This is a genomic window from Ramlibacter pallidus (assembly GCF_015070875.1).
Classification (GTDB): Bacteria; Pseudomonadota; Gammaproteobacteria; order Burkholderiales; family Burkholderiaceae_C; genus Ramlibacter; species Ramlibacter pallidus.
Window position 1 is genome coordinate 155337 of record NZ_JADDIV010000005.1, and the last position, 15782, is coordinate 171118.

Genomic DNA, 15782 nt, shown 5'->3' on the forward strand with positions numbered 1-15782 from the left:
ATGACGTACTCGCTCCACACCCTGACGGACACGGCGACGGCGGCCTCCGGCCCCCGTGCAGGCCTTGCCCGCTTCGCCCACGAGACCGCGCTGGTCCTCGGCGCCGCGGCGCTCGTGTTCTGGCTGCTCGCCATGGCGAGCCACTCCCCCTTCGACCCGGCGTTCTCCACCTCCGGTGACGGCGGCCCCGTGCGCAACTGGGGCGGCCGCCTGGGCGCCTGGCTGGCCGACGGCAGCTACTTCCTGCTCGGCTACTCCGCCTGGTGGTGCCTGGCCGCCGGCGTGCGCTCCTGGCTCGCTTCGCTGGCGCGCTGGATGCGCGCGGACCATCCGGCGCCGGAACTCCCGGGCCGGCGGTGGCTGCAGACGCGCCTGGCCTTCTGGCTGGGGCTGGCGCTGCTGCTCGTCGCCAGCTCCGCGCTGGAGTGGTCGCGCCTGTACCGCTTCGAACCGCGACTGCCGGACCACGCCGGCGGCGCGCTGGGTTACCTCACCGGCCCGGCCGCCGTGCAGTGGCTCGGGTTCACGGGCTCCGGCCTGGTGGCCGTGGCGCTGCTGGTGCTGGGCGCCGCCGTGGTGTTCCGGTTCTCCTGGAGCCACGTGGCCGAACGCATCGGCGCGCGCATCGACGGCTTCATCGAATCGCGGCGCAAGAAGGGCGAGATCGCCGAGGACCTCGCCGTCGGCCAGCGCGCCGCCCGCGAGCGCGAGGAGATCGTGCTGGAAGAGCGCATCGAGAGCGAGGAACACCATCCCACGCCGGTCCTGATCGAGCCGGTCGTCGTCGACGTGCCGCGCAGCGAGCGCGTCGCCAAGGAACGCCAGAAGCCGCTGTTCTCCGAGATGCCGGACAGCAAGCTGCCGCAGGTGGACCTGCTCGACGGCGCCGCCGGCCGCCAGGAGACCGTGTCGCCCGAGACGCTGGAGATGACCTCGCGGCTGATCGAGAAGAAGCTCAAGGACTTCGGCGTCGAGGTGCGGGTGGTGCTGGCCCAGCCCGGCCCGGTGATCACGCGCTACGAGATCGAACCGGCCACCGGCGTGAAGGGCTCGCAGATCGTCAACCTGGCGAAGGACCTCGCGCGCTCGCTTTCGCTGGTGTCCATCCGCGTGGTCGAGACCATCCCGGGCAAGAACTACATGGCGCTGGAACTGCCCAACGCCAAGCGCCAGTCGATCAGGCTGTCGGAGATCCTCGGTTCGCAGGCGTACAACGAGGCCAAGTCCCAGCTGACCATGGGGCTGGGCAAGGACATCGTGGGCAACCCCGTGGTGGCCGACCTCGCGAAGATGCCGCACGTGCTGGTGGCCGGCACGACCGGCTCGGGCAAGTCGGTCGGCATCAACGCGATGATCCTGAGCCTGCTGTACAAGGCCGAGGCGCGCGACGTGCGCCTGCTGATGATCGACCCGAAGATGCTGGAGATGTCGGTCTACGAGGGCATCCCGCACCTGCTGGCGCCCGTCGTCACCGACATGAAGCAGGCGGCCAACGGCCTGACGTGGTGCGTCGCCGAGATGGAGCGCCGCTACAAGCTGATGTCGAAGCTGGGCGTGCGCAACCTGGCCGGCTACAACCACAAGATCGACGAGGCGAAGGCGAAGGAACAGTTCATCTACAACCCCTTCAGCCTCACGCCGGAAAGCCCCGAGCCGCTGGAGCGGCTGCCGTACATCGTGGTGGTGATCGACGAGCTCGCCGACCTGATGATGGTGGTCGGCAAGAAGATCGAGGAACTGATCGCCCGCCTGGCGCAGAAGGCCCGCGCCGCCGGCATCCACCTGATCCTGGCGACGCAGCGTCCCAGCGTCGACGTCATCACCGGCCTGATCAAGGCCAACATCCCGACGCGCATCTCCTTCCAGGTCTCCAGCAAGATCGACAGCCGCACCATCCTGGACCAGATGGGCGCCGAGGCGCTGCTGGGGATGGGCGACATGCTGTACATGGCCAGCGGCACCGGCCTGCCGGTGCGCGTGCACGGCGCCTTCGTGAGCGACGAGGAAGTGCACCGCGTGGTCGCCTACCTGAAGGAGCAGGGCGGCGAGCCGAACTACATCGACGGCGTGCTGGAAGGCGGCACGGTGGACGGCGAGGGGGGCGACCTGCTGGGCGGCGGCGCCGAAGGCGGCGGCGAGGGCGACCCGCTTTACGACCGTGCCGTGGAAGTGGTGCTCAAGAACCAGAAGGCGAGCATCTCGCTGGTGCAGCGGCACCTGGCCATCGGCTACAACAAGGCGGCCAACCTGCTGGAAGCCATGGAAAAGGCCGGACTGGTCAGCGCGATGAACGGTCGCGGCCAGCGTGAGATCCTGGTGCCCGGCCGTCCCGAATAGGTTTCCATAACGTTCGGTAACGAACTTCCGCAAGGCCGGGCCACCCAACGGACAATGCCCTGTTGGGAGAACACCAAGCTCATGAAGAAAACGCTCGCCTCGCTCGCCCTTTCCGTCCTCGCCATCGCCGCCCACGCCGGGCCGATGGAAAGCCTCGAGAACTTCATCCGCAACGCCAAGACGGGGCGCGCCGACTTCACCCAGGTCATCACCGCCCCGTCGCGCGACGGCCAGGCCGCGCGGACCAAGTCGTCCTCCGGCACCTTCGAGTTCCAGCGCCCGAGCCGCTTCCGCTTCGAGTACCGCAAGCCCTTCGAGCAGACCATCGTCGCCGATGGCGACACCCTGTGGCTGCACGACAAGGACCTGAACCAGGTGAGCCAGCGCAAGCAGGCCAAGGTGCTGGGTTCCACGCCGGCGGCGCTGATCGCCGCCTCGCCCGACCTCGCGACGCTCAAGCGCGACTTCGACCTGCAGCCGCTGCCCGATCGCGACGGCCTGCAATGGGTGCAGGCCACGCCGAAGCAGAAGGAAGGCCAGCTCACGAACATGAAGGTCGGTTTCCGCGGCGACCAGTTGGCGGCGCTGGACATCCTCGACAGCTTCGGCCAGCGTTCGGTGCTGACCTTCACCAACATGCAGGTGAATGCGGCCGTGGCCGCCGAGGCCTTCAAGTTCGTCCCGCCCAAGGGCGCGGACGTGGTGAACGCCCCCTAGATCTCCCGCGCGATCTGGTCCAGCTGCTTGCGCTCGATGAACTCCTCCATCCGCGACAGCAGCCGCCACCATTCGGTGCCGTCCGCACGGTAGATCCGGATCGCGCCGGCGCGCACGAGGATCTTGCGCAGCTCGTCGTCGGTGAAGCCGCCGAGGTGGTTGCGCAGCGTCTCGAACGAGCGGTCGGTGAAGCTCTTGTGGCCGAGGAAATGGCGCGCCGTCTCCTCCGCCATGTATTCCACCTTGTGCTGCTCCTGCAGCACCCGCAGCTGGTTCTGGAACTGCTGGCGGTTGAGGAGATAGCTGATGCCGCCGCCGACGAGCGCGCCGAGCAGGGCGGAGAGGGTGGACCAGAGCGCCGCTTCCATGGGGCGCAATATAAACTCGTTGGATGAGCACGCCCAGCACCCACGCGCCTCTCGCGGAGCGCCTCCGGCCCCGGACGCTGGGCGAGGTGATCGGGCAGCAGCACCTGCTGGGCGAAGGCATGTCGCTGCGCATCGCCTTCGAATCCGGGCAGCCGCACAGCTGCATCCTCTGGGGCCCGCCGGGCACCGGCAAGACCACCATCGCGCGGCTGATGGCCGACGCCTTCGACGCCCAGTTCATCACGATCAGCGCGGTGCTGGGCGGCGTGAAGGACATCCGCGAGGCGGTGGAGCAGGCGCAGGTCGCGCAGGGCCACGGCCGCCGCACCATCGTCTTCGTCGACGAGGTGCATCGCTTCAACAAGAGCCAGCAGGACGCCTTCCTGCCGCACGTCGAGTCGGGCCTGTTCACCTTCATCGGCGCGACCACCGAGAACCCGTCGTTCGAGGTCAATTCGGCGCTGCTCTCCCGCGCCGCCGTCTACGTGCTGCAGCCGCTCACCGAAGACGACTTGAAGCAGATCGTCCAGCGAGCGCAGGCGATCGACGCCGTGCCGCCCATCGAGGAGAAGGCGCTGCACCGCCTGATCGGCTATGCCGACGGTGACGCGCGCCGGCTGCTGAACACGCTGGAGACCCTCGCCGTCGCCGCGACCAAGGAGAAGCGCGAGGCGGTCACCGACGAATGGCTGCTGAAGGTGCTGGGCGAACGCATGCGCCGCTACGACAAGGGCGGCGAGCAGTTCTACGACACCATCAGCGCCCTGCACAAGTCGATGCGCGGCTCCGACCCCGATGCGACGCTGTACTGGTTCGTGCGCATGCTCGATGGCGGCGTCGATCCGCGCTACGTGGCGCGGCGCATGATCCGCATGGCGGTCGAGGACGTCGGCCTGGCCGACCCCCGCGCGTTGCGGATCGCGTTGGACGCGGCCGACGTGTACGAGCGCCTGGGCTCGCCGGAAGGCGAGCTGGCGCTGGCCGAAGCGCTGGTCTACCTGGCGGTGGCGCCCAAGTCGAACGCGGTCTACGTGGCCTACAACGAGGCCAAGGCGCTCGTCCGCAAGGATGGCACCCGGCCGGTGCCCCTGCACCTGCGCAATGCGCCGACCCAGCTGATGAAGGACCTCGCTTACGGCAAGGGCTATCGCTATGCCCATGACGAGGAGGGCGGGTTCGCGGCCGGCGAGAACTACTTCCCCGAAGGCATGAAGGCGCCGCAGTTCTATCGCCCGGTCGAGCGGGGACTGGAGATCCGCATCGCCGAGAAGCTGCGCGAACTGCGGGCGCTGGGCCGACCACAAGGGTAAAACCCCTAGAAACGGCGGCCGGGGGCCCCTGACGGCACCGCTACAATCCCGCCCGAACGAACCCGCCCACGGATCCGCTTGGCGGGTTTTTTGCTACATGGCGAAATGCCCCACAAAGGCATCCCCCGCCACGACGAGCGGCAAAAGAAACGGAGAAAGCCTCTATGGAGATCCTGCTGCAGCAGATCATCAACGGTCTGGTCCTGGGCAGCATGTACGCGCTGGTGGCCCTGGGCTACACCATGGTGTACGGCATCATCAACCTGATCAACTTCGCGCACGGCGAGGTCCTGATGGTCGGGGCGCTCACGAGCTGGGCGATCATCACCACCGCGCAGGCCGCCATGCCGGGCATCCCGGGCTGGCTGCTGCTGCTGGTGGCGCTCGTCATCTCCTGCGTGGTCGCCGCGGCCCTGAACTTCACGATCGAGAAGGTGGCCTACCGGCCGCTGCGCAACAGCCCGAAGCTCGCGCCCCTCATCACCGCCATCGGCATGTCGATCCTGCTGCAGACGCTGGCGATGATCATCTTCAAGCCGAACTACAAACCCTACCCGACGCTGCTGCCGCCCGTGCCCATCCAGTTCGCGGGCGCGGTGATCACGACGACGCAGATCATGATCCTGGGCATGACCGCCATCTCGCTGGCGGTCCTGATGTACCTGGTGAACTACACCCGCCTGGGTCGCGCCATGCGCGCCACCGCGGAGAATCCGCGGGTCGCGGCGCTGATGGGCGTGAAGCCGGACATGGTGATCTCGGCCACCTTCATCATCGGCGCGGTGCTCGCCACGATCGCGGGCGTGATGTACGCCTCCAACTACGGCACCGTGCAGCACACCATGGGCTTCCTGCCCGGGTTGAAGGCCTTCACGGCGGCGGTGTTCGGCGGCATCGGCAACCTCGCCGGCGCGGTGGTGGGCGGCATCCTGCTGGGGCTGATCGAGTCGATCGGCTCGGGCTACCTCGGCGTGCTGACCGGCGGCGTGCTGGGCAGCCACTACTCGGACATCTTCGCGTTCATCGTGCTGATCGTCGTGCTCACGCTGCGCCCCTCGGGCCTGCTGGGCGAACGCGTGGCCGATCGCGCCTGAGGAGCCGGCCATGATCACCAAGCAGAACAAGTACGTCGTCTACGCGCTCGGCGCGCTGGCACTGGCAATCCTGCCGCTGCTGCTGCAGACCGCCGGCAACTTCTGGGTGCGGATCGCCGACACGGCGCTCCTGTACGTGCTGCTCGCGCTGGGCCTGAACATCGTGGTCGGCTACGCCGGCCTGCTGGACCTGGGCTTCGTCGCCTTCTTCGCCATCGGCGCCTACATGTACGGCCTGATGGCGTCGCCGCACCTGTCCGAGAACTTCCCCTGGTTCAAGCAGATGTTCCCGAACGGACTGCACACCTCGGTGTGGCTGGTCATTCCACTCGGGGCGGCCATCGCGGGGATCTTCGGGATCCTGCTCGGCGCCCCCACGCTCAAGCTGCGCGGTGACTACCTCGCGATCGTGACGCTCGGCTTCGGCGAGATCATCCGCGTGTTCCTGAACAACCTGGACCACCCGGTCAACCTGACCAACGGACCCAAGGGACTGAGCCAGATCGACTCGATCACGCTGTTCAAGTTCGACGCGCTCAACATCCCGGGCCTGAACCTCGCGCGACCGCTGGACCTCGGCAGCTTCACCATCAACTCGGTGACGCTCTACTACTACCTGTTCCTCGTGCTGGTGGTCTTCAGCGTGATCATCTGCCACCGCCTGGAACTCTCGCGCATCGGGCGGGCCTGGATGGCGATCCGCGAGGACGAGATCGCGGCCAAGGCGATGGGCATCAACACCCGCAACATGAAGCTGCTGGCCTTCGGCATGGGCGCCACCTTCGGCGGCGTGTCGGGCGTGATGTTCGCGGCCTTCCAGGGCTTCGTGTCGCCCGAGTCCTTCTCGCTGATGGAGTCGGTGATGATCGTCGCCATGGTGGTGCTGGGCGGCATCGGCCACCTTCCGGGAGTGATCCTCGGCGCGGTGCTGCTGTCGGCGCTGCCCGAGGTGCTGCGCTGGGTATCTGGCGTGTTCGACCTGCAGGCCGTGACCGGCGGGCGGCTCGACGCCTCCATCCTGCGCCAGCTGCTGATCGCGCTGGCCATGATCATCGTGATGCTGCTGCGCCCCCGCGGCCTGTGGCCGACGCGCGAGCACGGCAAGGCCCTGCAGCCGGCGGCCAGGTAAGGAGCGACGCATGTCTGACATCGTTCTCCGCGTCGCGGGCATCTCCAAGCGCTTCGGCGGGCTGCAGGCCCTGTCGGACGTGGGCCTCACCATTTCGCGCGGCCAGGTCTACGGCCTGATCGGCCCCAACGGCGCCGGCAAGACCACGTTCTTCAACGTGATCACGGGCCTCTACACGCCGGACAGCGGCACGTTCGAACTCGATGGCGCGCCCTACAAGCCGTCCGCCGTGCACGAGGTCGCCAAGGCCGGCATCGCGCGCACCTTCCAGAACATCCGTCTCTTCGCCGACATGACGGCGCTGGAGAACGTGATGGTCGGGCGGCACGTGCGCACGGGCTCGGGCCTCATGGGCGCCATGTTCCGCACCCGCAAGTTCCGCGAGGAAGAAGCGGCGATCGCAAAGCGTGCGCAGGAACTCCTCGACTACGTCGGCATCGGCCACTTCGCCGAGTACAAGGCGCGCACGCTGTCCTATGGCGACCAGCGCCGGCTGGAGATCGCCCGCGCGCTCGCCACCGATCCAAAGCTGATCGCGCTGGACGAACCCGCCGCCGGCATGAACTCCACCGAGAAGGTGGTGCTGCGCGAACTGATCGACCGCATCCGCAAGGACGGCCGCACCATCCTGCTGATCGAGCACGACGTGAAACTGGTGATGGGCCTGTGCGACCGCGTCACCGTGCTGGACTACGGCAAGCAGATCGCCGAAGGCTCGCCGTACGACGTGCAGCGCAACGAGAAGGTGATCGAGGCCTACCTGGGCCACAGCCACAAGCCCACCGCGGGCCTGCCCACGGGCGCCCCGCTGGAGTCGGGAGAAAAGCAATGAGCGAGACGCTGCTGAAGGTGAGCGGCCTGAAGGTGGCCTACGGCGGCATCCAGGCCGTGAAGGGCGTGGATTTCGAAGTGCGCGAGGGCGAGCTGGTCACGCTGATCGGCTCCAACGGTGCCGGCAAGACGACCACGATGAAGGCCATCACCGGCCTGCTGCCGCTCAACGACGGCGACATCCAGTACCTCGGACAGAGCATCCGCGGACGCGGCGCGTGGGACCTGGTCAAGCAGGGCCTGGCCATGGTGCCGGAAGGCCGCGGCGTGTTCACGCGCATGTCCATCACCGAGAACCTGCAGATGGGCGCGCACATCCGCAGCGACAAGGCGGGCATCGCGGAGGACATGGAGCGCGTGTTCACCACGTTCCCGCGCCTGCGCGAACGCAAGGACCAGCTGGCCGGCACGATGTCGGGCGGCGAACAGCAGATGCTCGCGATGGGGCGCGCCCTCATGAGCCGTCCCAAGGTGCTGCTGATGGACGAACCCTCCATGGGCCTGTCGCCGATCATGGTCGACAAGATCTTCGAAGTGGTGCGCGACGTGCACCAGCAGGGCGTGACCATCCTGCTGGTGGAGCAGAACGCGAGCCGGGCGCTGGAGATCGCCGACCGCGGCTACGTCATGGAGTCCGGGATGATCAGCATGAGCGGCAATGCGCGCGACATGCTGGACGACCCGAAGGTGCGCGCCGCCTACCTGGGCGAGTGAACGCGCACCGGCCGCCGGCGCGTCAGTAGCGCCACTGCAGCCCGAGGCTGGTGGCGCGGACGTCCCGGCTGTCGCCGGCCGCGCTGCGCAGGTCGTAGCTGTCCCAGCCCACGCTGGCCGAACCGCGGCGCGAGAAATCCCAGCTCAGGCCGACGCCGTAGCGCAGGCCTGGTTCGGCCACCCAGCCGGGCATGGAACGCGGCGTGACCGTGCCGATGCGGCCGTAGACGCCGAAGTCCGCGGCGAAGCCCGCCTTGCCCACGAAGCTGAAGTCGGGAGTGGCACCGGCGCCGGAGCCCGCGGCTTCCTTGAGGGGGCCGATCTGCATGCTGAGGGTGCGCGGGGCGGCCTCGCTCGCATACAGCGGAATGACGCCGGCACCTTCGCAGGGGAAGGCGACGCTGCCGCAGGGCACGCGCCAGCCGTTCGCCTGCAGCCCGAGCGGCTCGGTGCCGCTCCGCCATCGCAACGCGCCGGTGGATTCGGCGGACGCGGCGCACGCGGCGGCCCATCCAAGGACCAGGCCCCAGGCGATGCGGTGTGCGGACATGGCGGGCTCCCTCGTTGTGGTTGAGCCAATGTGCCGCTCAGCTACGCCGACCGCGTGTCGGACAAGTCTCACAGGCGCTGTAGGCGCCGCGGCTCAGCTGTCAATCCACCTTAGCGCCGGAGGCTTTCACGACTTTTTCATATTTGGCGAGTTCGGCGCGCATGAATCGGCCAAATTCATCGGGCGACGTCGGCACGGGTTCCGCCATCAGCCCGGCGAAGCGGGCCTTCGCTTCCGGCGAATTCAGCGCCGCCACGAAGGCCTGGTTCAGGCGCTGCACCGCGTCCCGCGGCATCCCCGCGGGGCCCACCAGGCCCCACCAGGTGTCGATGGAGAAGCCCTTGAGGGTGTCCGCGACCGGCGGAGCGTCCGGCAGGCTGGGCGAGCGTTGCAGCGTCGTCACGGCCAGTGCCTTCAGCTTGCCGGAGCGGATGTTCGGCGCGGCGGTGGCGAGGTTGTCGAAGTTGAAATCCACCTGGCCCGAGAGCAGCGCCAGCTGCGCCGGGTTGCCGCCGTTGTAGGGGATGTGCACGGCGAACACGCCGGCGTCGCGCTTGAACATCTCGCCGGCGAGATGGCCCGCGCTGCCGTTGCCGCCGCTGCCGTAGTTCAGTTTCGCGGGATTCGCCCTGGCATAGGCGATCAGGTCGCGCAGCGTCTCGATCTTCAGGCGCGCGGCGGTCTCCGCGTTCATCACCAGCACGTTGGGCACGCGCACCATCTGCGTGATGGGGGTGAAGTCCTTCGCCGCGTCGTAGGGCATGCGGGAGAACAGCCAGGGGTTGATCGCGTGGGTGGCGACGGCGGAAATGCCGATCGTCGTGCCGTCCGGGGCCGCCTTCGCCACGGCGTCGGCGCCGATGTTGCCGCCGCCGCCGGGACGGTTCTCGATGATGACGGTGCCCAGCGAGTCCTTCACGCGCTCGGCGAGGACGCGCGCCGTGACGTCGATGGGGCCGCCGGCGGCATAGGGGACGATCAGGCGGATCGGACGGCCGCCGGCCTGCGCGAACACGCCGGGGGCGGCGACGCAAGCGGAGGTGGCGAGTGCGGAGAGGAGGATCTGGCGGCGTTGCATGGGCGTATTCTCGCCCGAACGCGCGCGCTATCCGCGGCCGCCGAACAGGCCCTTCCACCAGCTCTTGCCGGCGGGTTCCACCCGCGGCGGCGGGGGCACGGTGGAGGGCACCGCGTTCTCCAGGATCATCTGCTGGCGGCCGCGCATCACGAGCGCCGCTTCTTCCTTGCCCAGCATGCGCTGCGCGATCTCGCCGGCCTTCTCCATCGCCAGCGGCGAACGCTTGCCGGAAGAGTGGCAGTCGCTGGCGATGATGTGCGTGAGGCCGTCCGCGATGAAGCGTTCGCCCCAGTACTTGGCGCGGGTGCCGAACACACCGGTCAGCGCGCCCGCGGTGACCTGCATCCACGCGCCCTGCCGCACGAGGTCCCCGAAGACGCCGTAGTTGTCCTCGACCCAGGTCAGGCGTTCGGGATGGGTGATGACCGGAACGTAGCCGGCGGCGACCAGCTGGAAGACGGATTCCTGGAAGCGCGGCGGTGCCACGTGGTGCGAGGGTTCGAGCAGCAGGTAACGCGTGCGGTGCAGGCTGGGAATGCGGCCCGCGCGCAGGCCTTCGACCAGGCCGGGCACCAGGTGCACGTCGGCCCCGATCGTGAGCTGGAGGGGGATGCCCTTGTCGTCGAGCTCGCGCTGCAGCACGTCGCGTGCCGCCACGATGCCGGACGTGTCGTTCATGTACAGGCCGGGGTAGATGTGCGGCGTGCAAGCCATCGCCGTGATGCCGCTGTCGACGGCCATGCGCGCCATCTCCAGCGACATCTCCATGCTGCGGGAGCCGTCGTCGATGCAGGGGAGGATGTGGCTGTGGAGGTCGATCATCGGCGGAGGCCGGCCGGTACGCGCCGCGGCTGCGGGCGGGAGTGCACGCCCAGGGCAGCGCCACTATAGCGCCGGCGGCGAGGCAGAGGTGCGCGTCGGGATCAAATGTCCGCGGAATCCCCGGCTTTACGCGGCGGAAGCGGGCGCAGGTAGATCCCTGCCAGGAGGCATGCCACGATGGCGTTGGCGGGGATGTGCATGTTGAACTCGACCAGCGAGTGCAGCAGGAAGCCCGCCAGCCCCACGCCGCAGACGGCGCTGGCCATCTCCTGGCGGCGAAGCCGGCGGTGCAACAGGGCCAGCCGGGTGAGCACCGCGGCGCGTCGCACCGCCAGCCCCGCGAAGCAAAGCATCAGAAGCGCCGCGAAGATGCCGCCTTCGAAGAGCATCTGGGCATAGTCGTGGTGCGCGTAGTCGGCGGTCCCGACGAGGGACGGCGGCTGGAAGCGCGGGTAGACCTCGTAGTACGTGCCCCATCCGGCGCCCCAGGGCCAGAAGGCCCAGGCGCCTTCGAGCGTGGTCGCGGCCTGGATGGCCCGCTTCGGCGCGGCAAGGGCGAGCTGGTCGATGTCGAAGCGCGCCGCGAGCATGTCGAAGCCGACGAGGGAGATTCCGAGGACAGCGGCAGCCCCCGCGGCGAGGGCGAGGGTCCGCCAGGACCGGAAGCGGGTGCCGAGCCAGACCACGAGCAGCCCGGCCAGTGCGGCGGCCGGGATCCCCGAGAGTGCCGCGCCGCGGGAACGCGAGGCGAGCACGCCGACGACCATCAGCATCGCGCCGGCGGACCACAGCGCCATGGCCCGGCCCCGGGCATGCCGGTGGTGGGCCACGTGGCTTTCCCGCGTCCGGGTGAAGCGCACCCAGCCCAGCCAGATGTAGACGGCGAGGGCCATCCCCACGTAGTTCGCGAAGTGGTTCGGGTTGGCGAAGGTGCCGAACGGCCGGCCGCCGATCGCGCCGAAGTTGAGGGCCGACCTGCCGCCGCCCGCCGCCTGCAGCAGGCCCATGCCGATCTCGGCGAACGCCACGAGCACGAACACGCGGAGGAGCAGCTTGACCTGGTCGTTCGTGCTCGCGTATCCCGCCAGGAACGCGGCGACCAGCGGCAAGCCGGCGAACAGGGAGACGCGGGTGGCGTCAGGCACCAGCGACAGCGGCAGCCAGCTTTCGAGCGGGATCCCGGCGCCAGCGAGGAGTTCGGCGTAGAGGGACCGGCCCTCCGCCGCGCCCCAGAGGGACGCCGGCAGCGGGAGCAGGTAGGCCAGCGCCAGCCACAGGGGGCTCAGGACGAGGACGGCGACGGGTACGTCGGGCAGGGCAGCCCGCCAGGGGCGCGTCGCGGCGCGCGCTGCCAGGGCCGCCAGGAAGGCCAGGGCCAGGCCTTCGAGCGCGATGAGGGCGACGTTCCGGTTGCCGCCGCGCATCAGCGGCGCGACGACGAGCAGGACCACGAAGGCATAAAGAGCAACGGGGCCGATGGGCCCCGTCTCTTCGGCCGGGTCGCTGAACCCGCCTGGCTCTGTCGTGGTGGCCGTGCTCACCGGGCGCTGAGCGGCCGGTCGTCGTCGTCCAGCACCGTGCGCACGCCCTGCACCACGATGAGGGCTGCCCCGCCGGCCACGATGCCGTTCACCAGGCCCGCGCTCGTGCCGGCCGGCGCCGCTGCCGCCACCGGAACGACCGGCTGGACGGCGGCGGTGAGCTGCTGGCAGGTCATGGACTGGAGCACCGTGACGCCGTGCCCCGCGGGCACCGTGACGGTGCAGCCGCTGTTCAGGCGCAGGGTGACCGTGCCGTTGGAGGTGGTCACGAAGCGCATCCCGTTCTGGATCACCTGGCCGGGGGCCACCGTCATGCCGGTGGCGCCTTGCGTGGCCGTGACCACGCCCTGCACGTTCACGACGTTCCCCAGCGGGGTTTGCGCGAATGCAGAAGCGGCGGCGAGAGCGGCGGCAGCGACCAGGAATTTCGTGACAGCCACTTGGATGCTCCTCAATAGGTGACGGCCGGACTATAGCACGCAGGCCGTCGCTGCCTAGGGAATTTGCCTCACTCCTGCGCCGCGCGGGCGAGGCTGAAGGCGTCGAAGGCGACCCGGCCCTTGATCCCGGTCGCCGCTTCGAAGGCTGCGGCCGGTTCGAGCTGGATGCCCGCCACCGGGCCGCAGTCCTCGGGCACCGTGAACTGCACCTCGAAGGTCCGCCACGTGCCGCCGGTGTCCTTCAGCGCGGGGGCGTCGGTCTTCAGTTCCTTCGGGCCGGCGGTGCACACCACCTTCCACGCGAGCCCGCCTTCGCTGCGCAGCTTCGAGGCGTTGTACTCGCCCCGCAGGCGGTAGCTGCCCGGCGGCGCGAAGACGAACTGCCGCACGACGGGACGGCGGAAGGTGCGCCCGGTGAATTCCAGTTCCAGCACCAGGCCGCGGCGCGCCACGGAGCGCTGCTCGGCGATCACCCCGGCGCGGCTGCGCATGGCGGGCGCGAGTTCCCAGTCGAATCCGTCCCCCTCCAGCGGCTGGTCGAACCCGCCGTTGTAGAGGAGCGGCACCACCTGCTTGTGCCGCGTGAGCCACAGGCCATAGGCATCCAGCCATTGCCCGGACGCCTTGAGGGACCGCATGTACGACTGCAGCACCGCCGGCGGAACCACGCCCTTCTCGATGGCCTCGGCCATCAGCGGGAGGATCTCGCTGGGCGGGATCTTCTGCGCGTTCATGTGCATCAGCACGGCGGGCAGCCAGTACTGCGCATCGGCGAGATGGGGGCGCAGGAGGGCGGCGCCCTCCTTGCTGGCGGCCAGCTGCGCGAGCACCTTGGCGGCCTCCACGGAGCCGCGGTTGCGCAGCATCTGGACGAGGAGCCGCACGGCCTCGACCGATTCGCCGCGATCGGCCGCCTTGGCGGCGCGCCAGCGCAGGACGTTGCCGTTGTTGGGCGCGACGATGGATGCGGCGCGCAGCACGGCCTCCGCCTGGAGGTTGCCGATGCTGACCAGCAGGCGCGTCCAGGCCGTCGAATCGCCGGGGTTGGCCTGCAGCCGCGCCCGGAGTTCCGCCTGGACCTGCTCCGGTGCCTCGGTCGCGTCGGGGCAGAGCGGAAGGTAGGGCGTATCCATCACGACGCAGGCGCGATCCAGGTGCGCCGCCGCCGCCGCGAGGAACACCGCCGCTGCCGCCGCGACGGCCAGCGCCGGCAGGAGCCAGGGCCGGGCTTGCATCCTCGCCTCAGTCCTGCGCGCCGCTGAGGCCGGTGAGCAGCACCTTGCCGCCCCGGGACTGGAACTCCGCGCGAAGGAGCAGCCGCTCTCCGTGCGAGCCGATCGTCGGCTCGCCCGCGTGGAGCCGGACCCGCACCGTGACGAGCAGCACGCCGTCGCGGGTCTCGCCCTTGAATTCGACGTTCGACGGCCGCACGGGTCTTGCTCCCCGCACCAGCTGCTCGTACTGGCGCGACAAGGCCTGTGCGGGCGGCGCCTGGCGCGCGTCGCTTTCCAGCAGGCGCAGGAGCTGGTCGCCGCTGCCGGTCTCCAGCTGCTGCAACAGCTGGGTCAGGAGGGGCTGGGCGTCGCTCAGCGCCGGGGCCTGCGGTCCGGCCGCGGGTCGTGGCGCGGCAACCGGCGGCGGGGGAACCGCAGCGACGACGGGGGCGGGGGGTGGCGGCACGCCGGCTTCGAAGCCGCGCGACGCGGCCACCGGCGCAGGGGGCGCGACCGCCGCGCCCTCTCCAGGAGGCCGTGCGCCCTGCGCCACGGCGCGCCTGTGCGCTGCGGCCAGCTCCGCGGCCGTCGGGACGTTCGGGGGCACGCCGACCGGGGCGGGTGGTTGGCCCGGGGCCGCGGCCGTGGCCACCGCCGGACGCGGTGCCGCGGGCGAAGGCGGCCGAGCCGCAAGTGCAGGCGCAGCCGCAGGCGGGGCGACGGCGGCGACGGCTGGCGCGGCACTCGTGGCCGGCGGCGCGACGCGCTGGATCGGTGCGTCGGGCAATGGGGCGCGCGCAACGGTGGGTCCGTCGGTGGCGACCGCGGGCGGCCGGATGTCGACGGGCACCGCGGGAGCACCGTCCGCCACCAGCGGCAGGGCCGGCGAGGCGGCCTGCGGCAGGCTTTCCGTCGGCACCAGTGCGGCCGGTTCGGACGGCATCGGGGCGGCAGGGGCCGGCAGGGAGGTGCGTTGCGGCGACTTCTGCACCAGGTGGGTCGTCTCGCTGTCCGGCAGCAGCGCCCAGATCCCCAGCGTCCCCATGGAGAGCGCCAGCCCCCAGGCGGCCACGGGATTCACCTGCCAGGTCTTGTGCCGGCGGGCGGCCGCCGGCGGATAGGCAGTCTTCGGCGGTGGCGCATCGGCCCGCGGAGGCACGCCCACGCCCGCCAGCTGCTCGTCGTACTCCCGGCGCTGCACCGGGGACGAGAGCACCTCGTAGGCACGGTTCACGCGCACGGCCGCATCGGCGGACCACGCGGCGGCCGGCCCGGTGGTGAAGTCCGGATGCGTCAGCCGCATCAGCAGCCGGTAGCGTTCCTTCAGTTCGACGGGCTCCGTCCGCGAAGGCAGGCCCAGGACCGCGTAATGATCCGCTCCGGGATAGAGGAGGGCCGCCCGGATGAAGAACATCGCGGCCTCGTGCAGCGCCGCCGCTTCGGCCGGCGCCACGCCCGCCGGCTGCGTGCGGCCGACGGCGAGCTGCAGGATGTCCCGCACCGATGCGAACAGCACCGTGGGCTGCCGCAGCGTGAGCTGGTACTTGCCCGGTGCGGAGAAGTAGTCGAGGAGCGCCGCGTGCAACTGCGCGGCGGACGGAGGGCTCGACGGCTCGGCGGGTTCTTTCATGCCCGCC

15 protein-coding genes are annotated in these 15782 nt (G+C 69.9%); 7 read left to right on the plus strand and 8 right to left on the minus strand.

Going from position 1 to position 15782, the window contains the following annotated elements:
* Together IM787_RS17705 and lolA are read left to right on the plus strand one after the other, a co-directional pair.
* Positions 1–2337: a DNA translocase FtsK gene (locus IM787_RS17705; RefSeq protein WP_193678034.1), complete on the plus strand. Its 2337-nt coding sequence runs from the start codon at positions 1–3 to the stop codon at positions 2335–2337.
* Positions 2338–2418: 81 nt separating this feature from the next.
* Entirely contained in the window at positions 2419–3054 is a 636-nt protein-coding gene (gene lolA / locus IM787_RS17710) for an outer membrane lipoprotein periplasmic chaperone LolA (RefSeq protein ID WP_193678035.1), read from the plus strand.
* Here the strand turns inward: lolA and IM787_RS17715 are convergent.
* The gene (locus IM787_RS17715) at positions 3051–3422 is read right to left on the minus strand and encodes a hypothetical protein (RefSeq protein ID WP_193678036.1); all 372 of its coding nucleotides are present in this window, start codon (positions 3420–3422) and stop codon (positions 3051–3053) included. The genes lolA and IM787_RS17715 overlap by 4 nt on opposite strands.
* Before the next feature lie 23 nt (positions 3423–3445).
* Between IM787_RS17715 and IM787_RS17720 the strand changes: the two genes are divergently transcribed.
* The 5 genes from IM787_RS17720 to IM787_RS17740 all read left to right on the plus strand — a co-directional run bounded on the left by IM787_RS17720 (position 3446) and on the right by IM787_RS17740 (position 8500).
* On the plus strand, positions 3446–4732 hold the full coding sequence (locus IM787_RS17720; RefSeq protein ID WP_193678037.1) for a replication-associated recombination protein A: 1287 nt from the start codon (positions 3446–3448) through the stop codon (positions 4730–4732).
* A gap of 164 nt (positions 4733–4896) precedes the next feature.
* The gene (locus IM787_RS17725; RefSeq protein ID WP_193678038.1) at positions 4897–5826 is read left to right on the plus strand and encodes a branched-chain amino acid ABC transporter permease; all 930 of its coding nucleotides are present in this window, start codon (positions 4897–4899) and stop codon (positions 5824–5826) included.
* Between the two features lie 10 nt (positions 5827–5836).
* Positions 5837–6955, plus strand: a complete 1119-nt coding sequence (locus tag IM787_RS17730) for a branched-chain amino acid ABC transporter permease (RefSeq protein ID WP_193678039.1) — start codon at positions 5837–5839, stop codon at positions 6953–6955.
* Positions 6956–6965: 10 nt separating this feature from the next.
* A complete protein-coding gene (locus IM787_RS17735) occupies positions 6966–7787 on the plus strand; it encodes an ABC transporter ATP-binding protein (protein WP_193678040.1) in 822 nt (273 codons plus the stop codon).
* Complete coding sequence (locus IM787_RS17740) at positions 7784–8500, plus strand: ABC transporter ATP-binding protein (RefSeq protein WP_193678041.1); 717 nt, start codon at positions 7784–7786, stop codon at positions 8498–8500. The genes IM787_RS17735 and IM787_RS17740 overlap by 4 nt, the downstream gene beginning before the upstream one ends.
* A gap of 22 nt (positions 8501–8522) precedes the next feature.
* Here IM787_RS17740 and IM787_RS17745 read toward each other — a convergent pair whose 3' ends face one another.
* The 7 genes from IM787_RS17745 to IM787_RS17775 form a co-directional block, all read right to left on the minus strand.
* The gene (locus IM787_RS17745) at positions 8523–9050 is read right to left on the minus strand and encodes a hypothetical protein (protein ID WP_193678042.1); all 528 of its coding nucleotides are present in this window, start codon (positions 9048–9050) and stop codon (positions 8523–8525) included.
* Between the two features lie 100 nt (positions 9051–9150).
* On the minus strand, positions 9151–10128 hold the full coding sequence (locus tag IM787_RS17750; protein WP_193678043.1) for a Bug family tripartite tricarboxylate transporter substrate binding protein: 978 nt from the start codon (positions 10126–10128) through the stop codon (positions 9151–9153).
* A 27-nt stretch (positions 10129–10155) separates the two neighbouring features.
* A complete protein-coding gene (locus IM787_RS17755) occupies positions 10156–10950 on the minus strand; it encodes a tyrosine-protein phosphatase (RefSeq protein ID WP_193678044.1) in 795 nt (264 codons plus the stop codon).
* A gap of 101 nt (positions 10951–11051) precedes the next feature.
* Entirely contained in the window at positions 11052–12401 is a 1350-nt protein-coding gene (locus tag IM787_RS17760; RefSeq protein WP_193678045.1) for an O-antigen ligase family protein, read from the minus strand.
* An 86-nt stretch (positions 12402–12487) separates the two neighbouring features.
* Positions 12488–12931 (minus strand): hypothetical protein, encoded by a 444-nt coding sequence (locus tag IM787_RS17765; protein WP_193678046.1) that lies wholly within the window; start codon positions 12929–12931, stop codon positions 12488–12490.
* 68 nt (positions 12932–12999) lie between these two features.
* Positions 13000–14166, minus strand: a complete 1167-nt coding sequence (locus IM787_RS17770) for a tetratricopeptide repeat protein (protein ID WP_193678047.1) — start codon at positions 14164–14166, stop codon at positions 13000–13002.
* A 7-nt stretch (positions 14167–14173) separates the two neighbouring features.
* Positions 14174–15775: a J domain-containing protein gene (locus IM787_RS17775; RefSeq protein ID WP_193678048.1), complete on the minus strand. Its 1602-nt coding sequence runs from the start codon at positions 15773–15775 to the stop codon at positions 14174–14176.
* Positions 15776–15782: the final 7 nt, after the last annotated feature.

Bases quoted from the DNA above. Each gene is read 5' to 3' on its own strand.
- IM787_RS17725 (WP_193678038.1), top strand. From the start codon at position 4,897: ATGGAGATCCTGCTGCAGCAGATCATCAACGGTCTGGTCCTGGGCAGC.
- IM787_RS17730 (WP_193678039.1), top strand. From the start codon at position 5,837: ATGATCACCAAGCAGAACAAGTACGTCGTCTACGCGCTCGGCGCGCTG.
- IM787_RS17750 (WP_193678043.1), bottom strand. From the start codon at position 10,128: ATGCAACGCCGCCAGATCCTCCTCTCCGCACTCGCCACCTCCGCTTGC.
- IM787_RS17735 (WP_193678040.1), top strand. From the start codon at position 6,966: ATGTCTGACATCGTTCTCCGCGTCGCGGGCATCTCCAAGCGCTTCGGC.
- IM787_RS17770 (WP_193678047.1), bottom strand. From the start codon at position 14,166: ATGCAAGCCCGGCCCTGGCTCCTGCCGGCGCTGGCCGTCGCGGCGGCA.
- lolA (WP_193678035.1), top strand. From the start codon at position 2,419: ATGAAGAAAACGCTCGCCTCGCTCGCCCTTTCCGTCCTCGCCATCGCC.
- IM787_RS17720 (WP_193678037.1), top strand. From the start codon at position 3,446: ATGAGCACGCCCAGCACCCACGCGCCTCTCGCGGAGCGCCTCCGGCCC.
- IM787_RS17740 (WP_193678041.1), top strand. From the start codon at position 7,784: ATGAGCGAGACGCTGCTGAAGGTGAGCGGCCTGAAGGTGGCCTACGGC.
- IM787_RS17715 (WP_193678036.1), bottom strand. From the start codon at position 3,422: ATGGAAGCGGCGCTCTGGTCCACCCTCTCCGCCCTGCTCGGCGCGCTC.
- IM787_RS17745 (WP_193678042.1), bottom strand. From the start codon at position 9,050: ATGTCCGCACACCGCATCGCCTGGGGCCTGGTCCTTGGATGGGCCGCC.
- IM787_RS17755 (WP_193678044.1), bottom strand. From the start codon at position 10,950: ATGATCGACCTCCACAGCCACATCCTCCCCTGCATCGACGACGGCTCC.
- IM787_RS17705 (WP_193678034.1), top strand. From the start codon at position 1: ATGACGTACTCGCTCCACACCCTGACGGACACGGCGACGGCGGCCTCC.
- IM787_RS17775 (WP_193678048.1), bottom strand. From the start codon at position 15,775: ATGAAAGAACCCGCCGAGCCGTCGAGCCCTCCGTCCGCCGCGCAGTTG.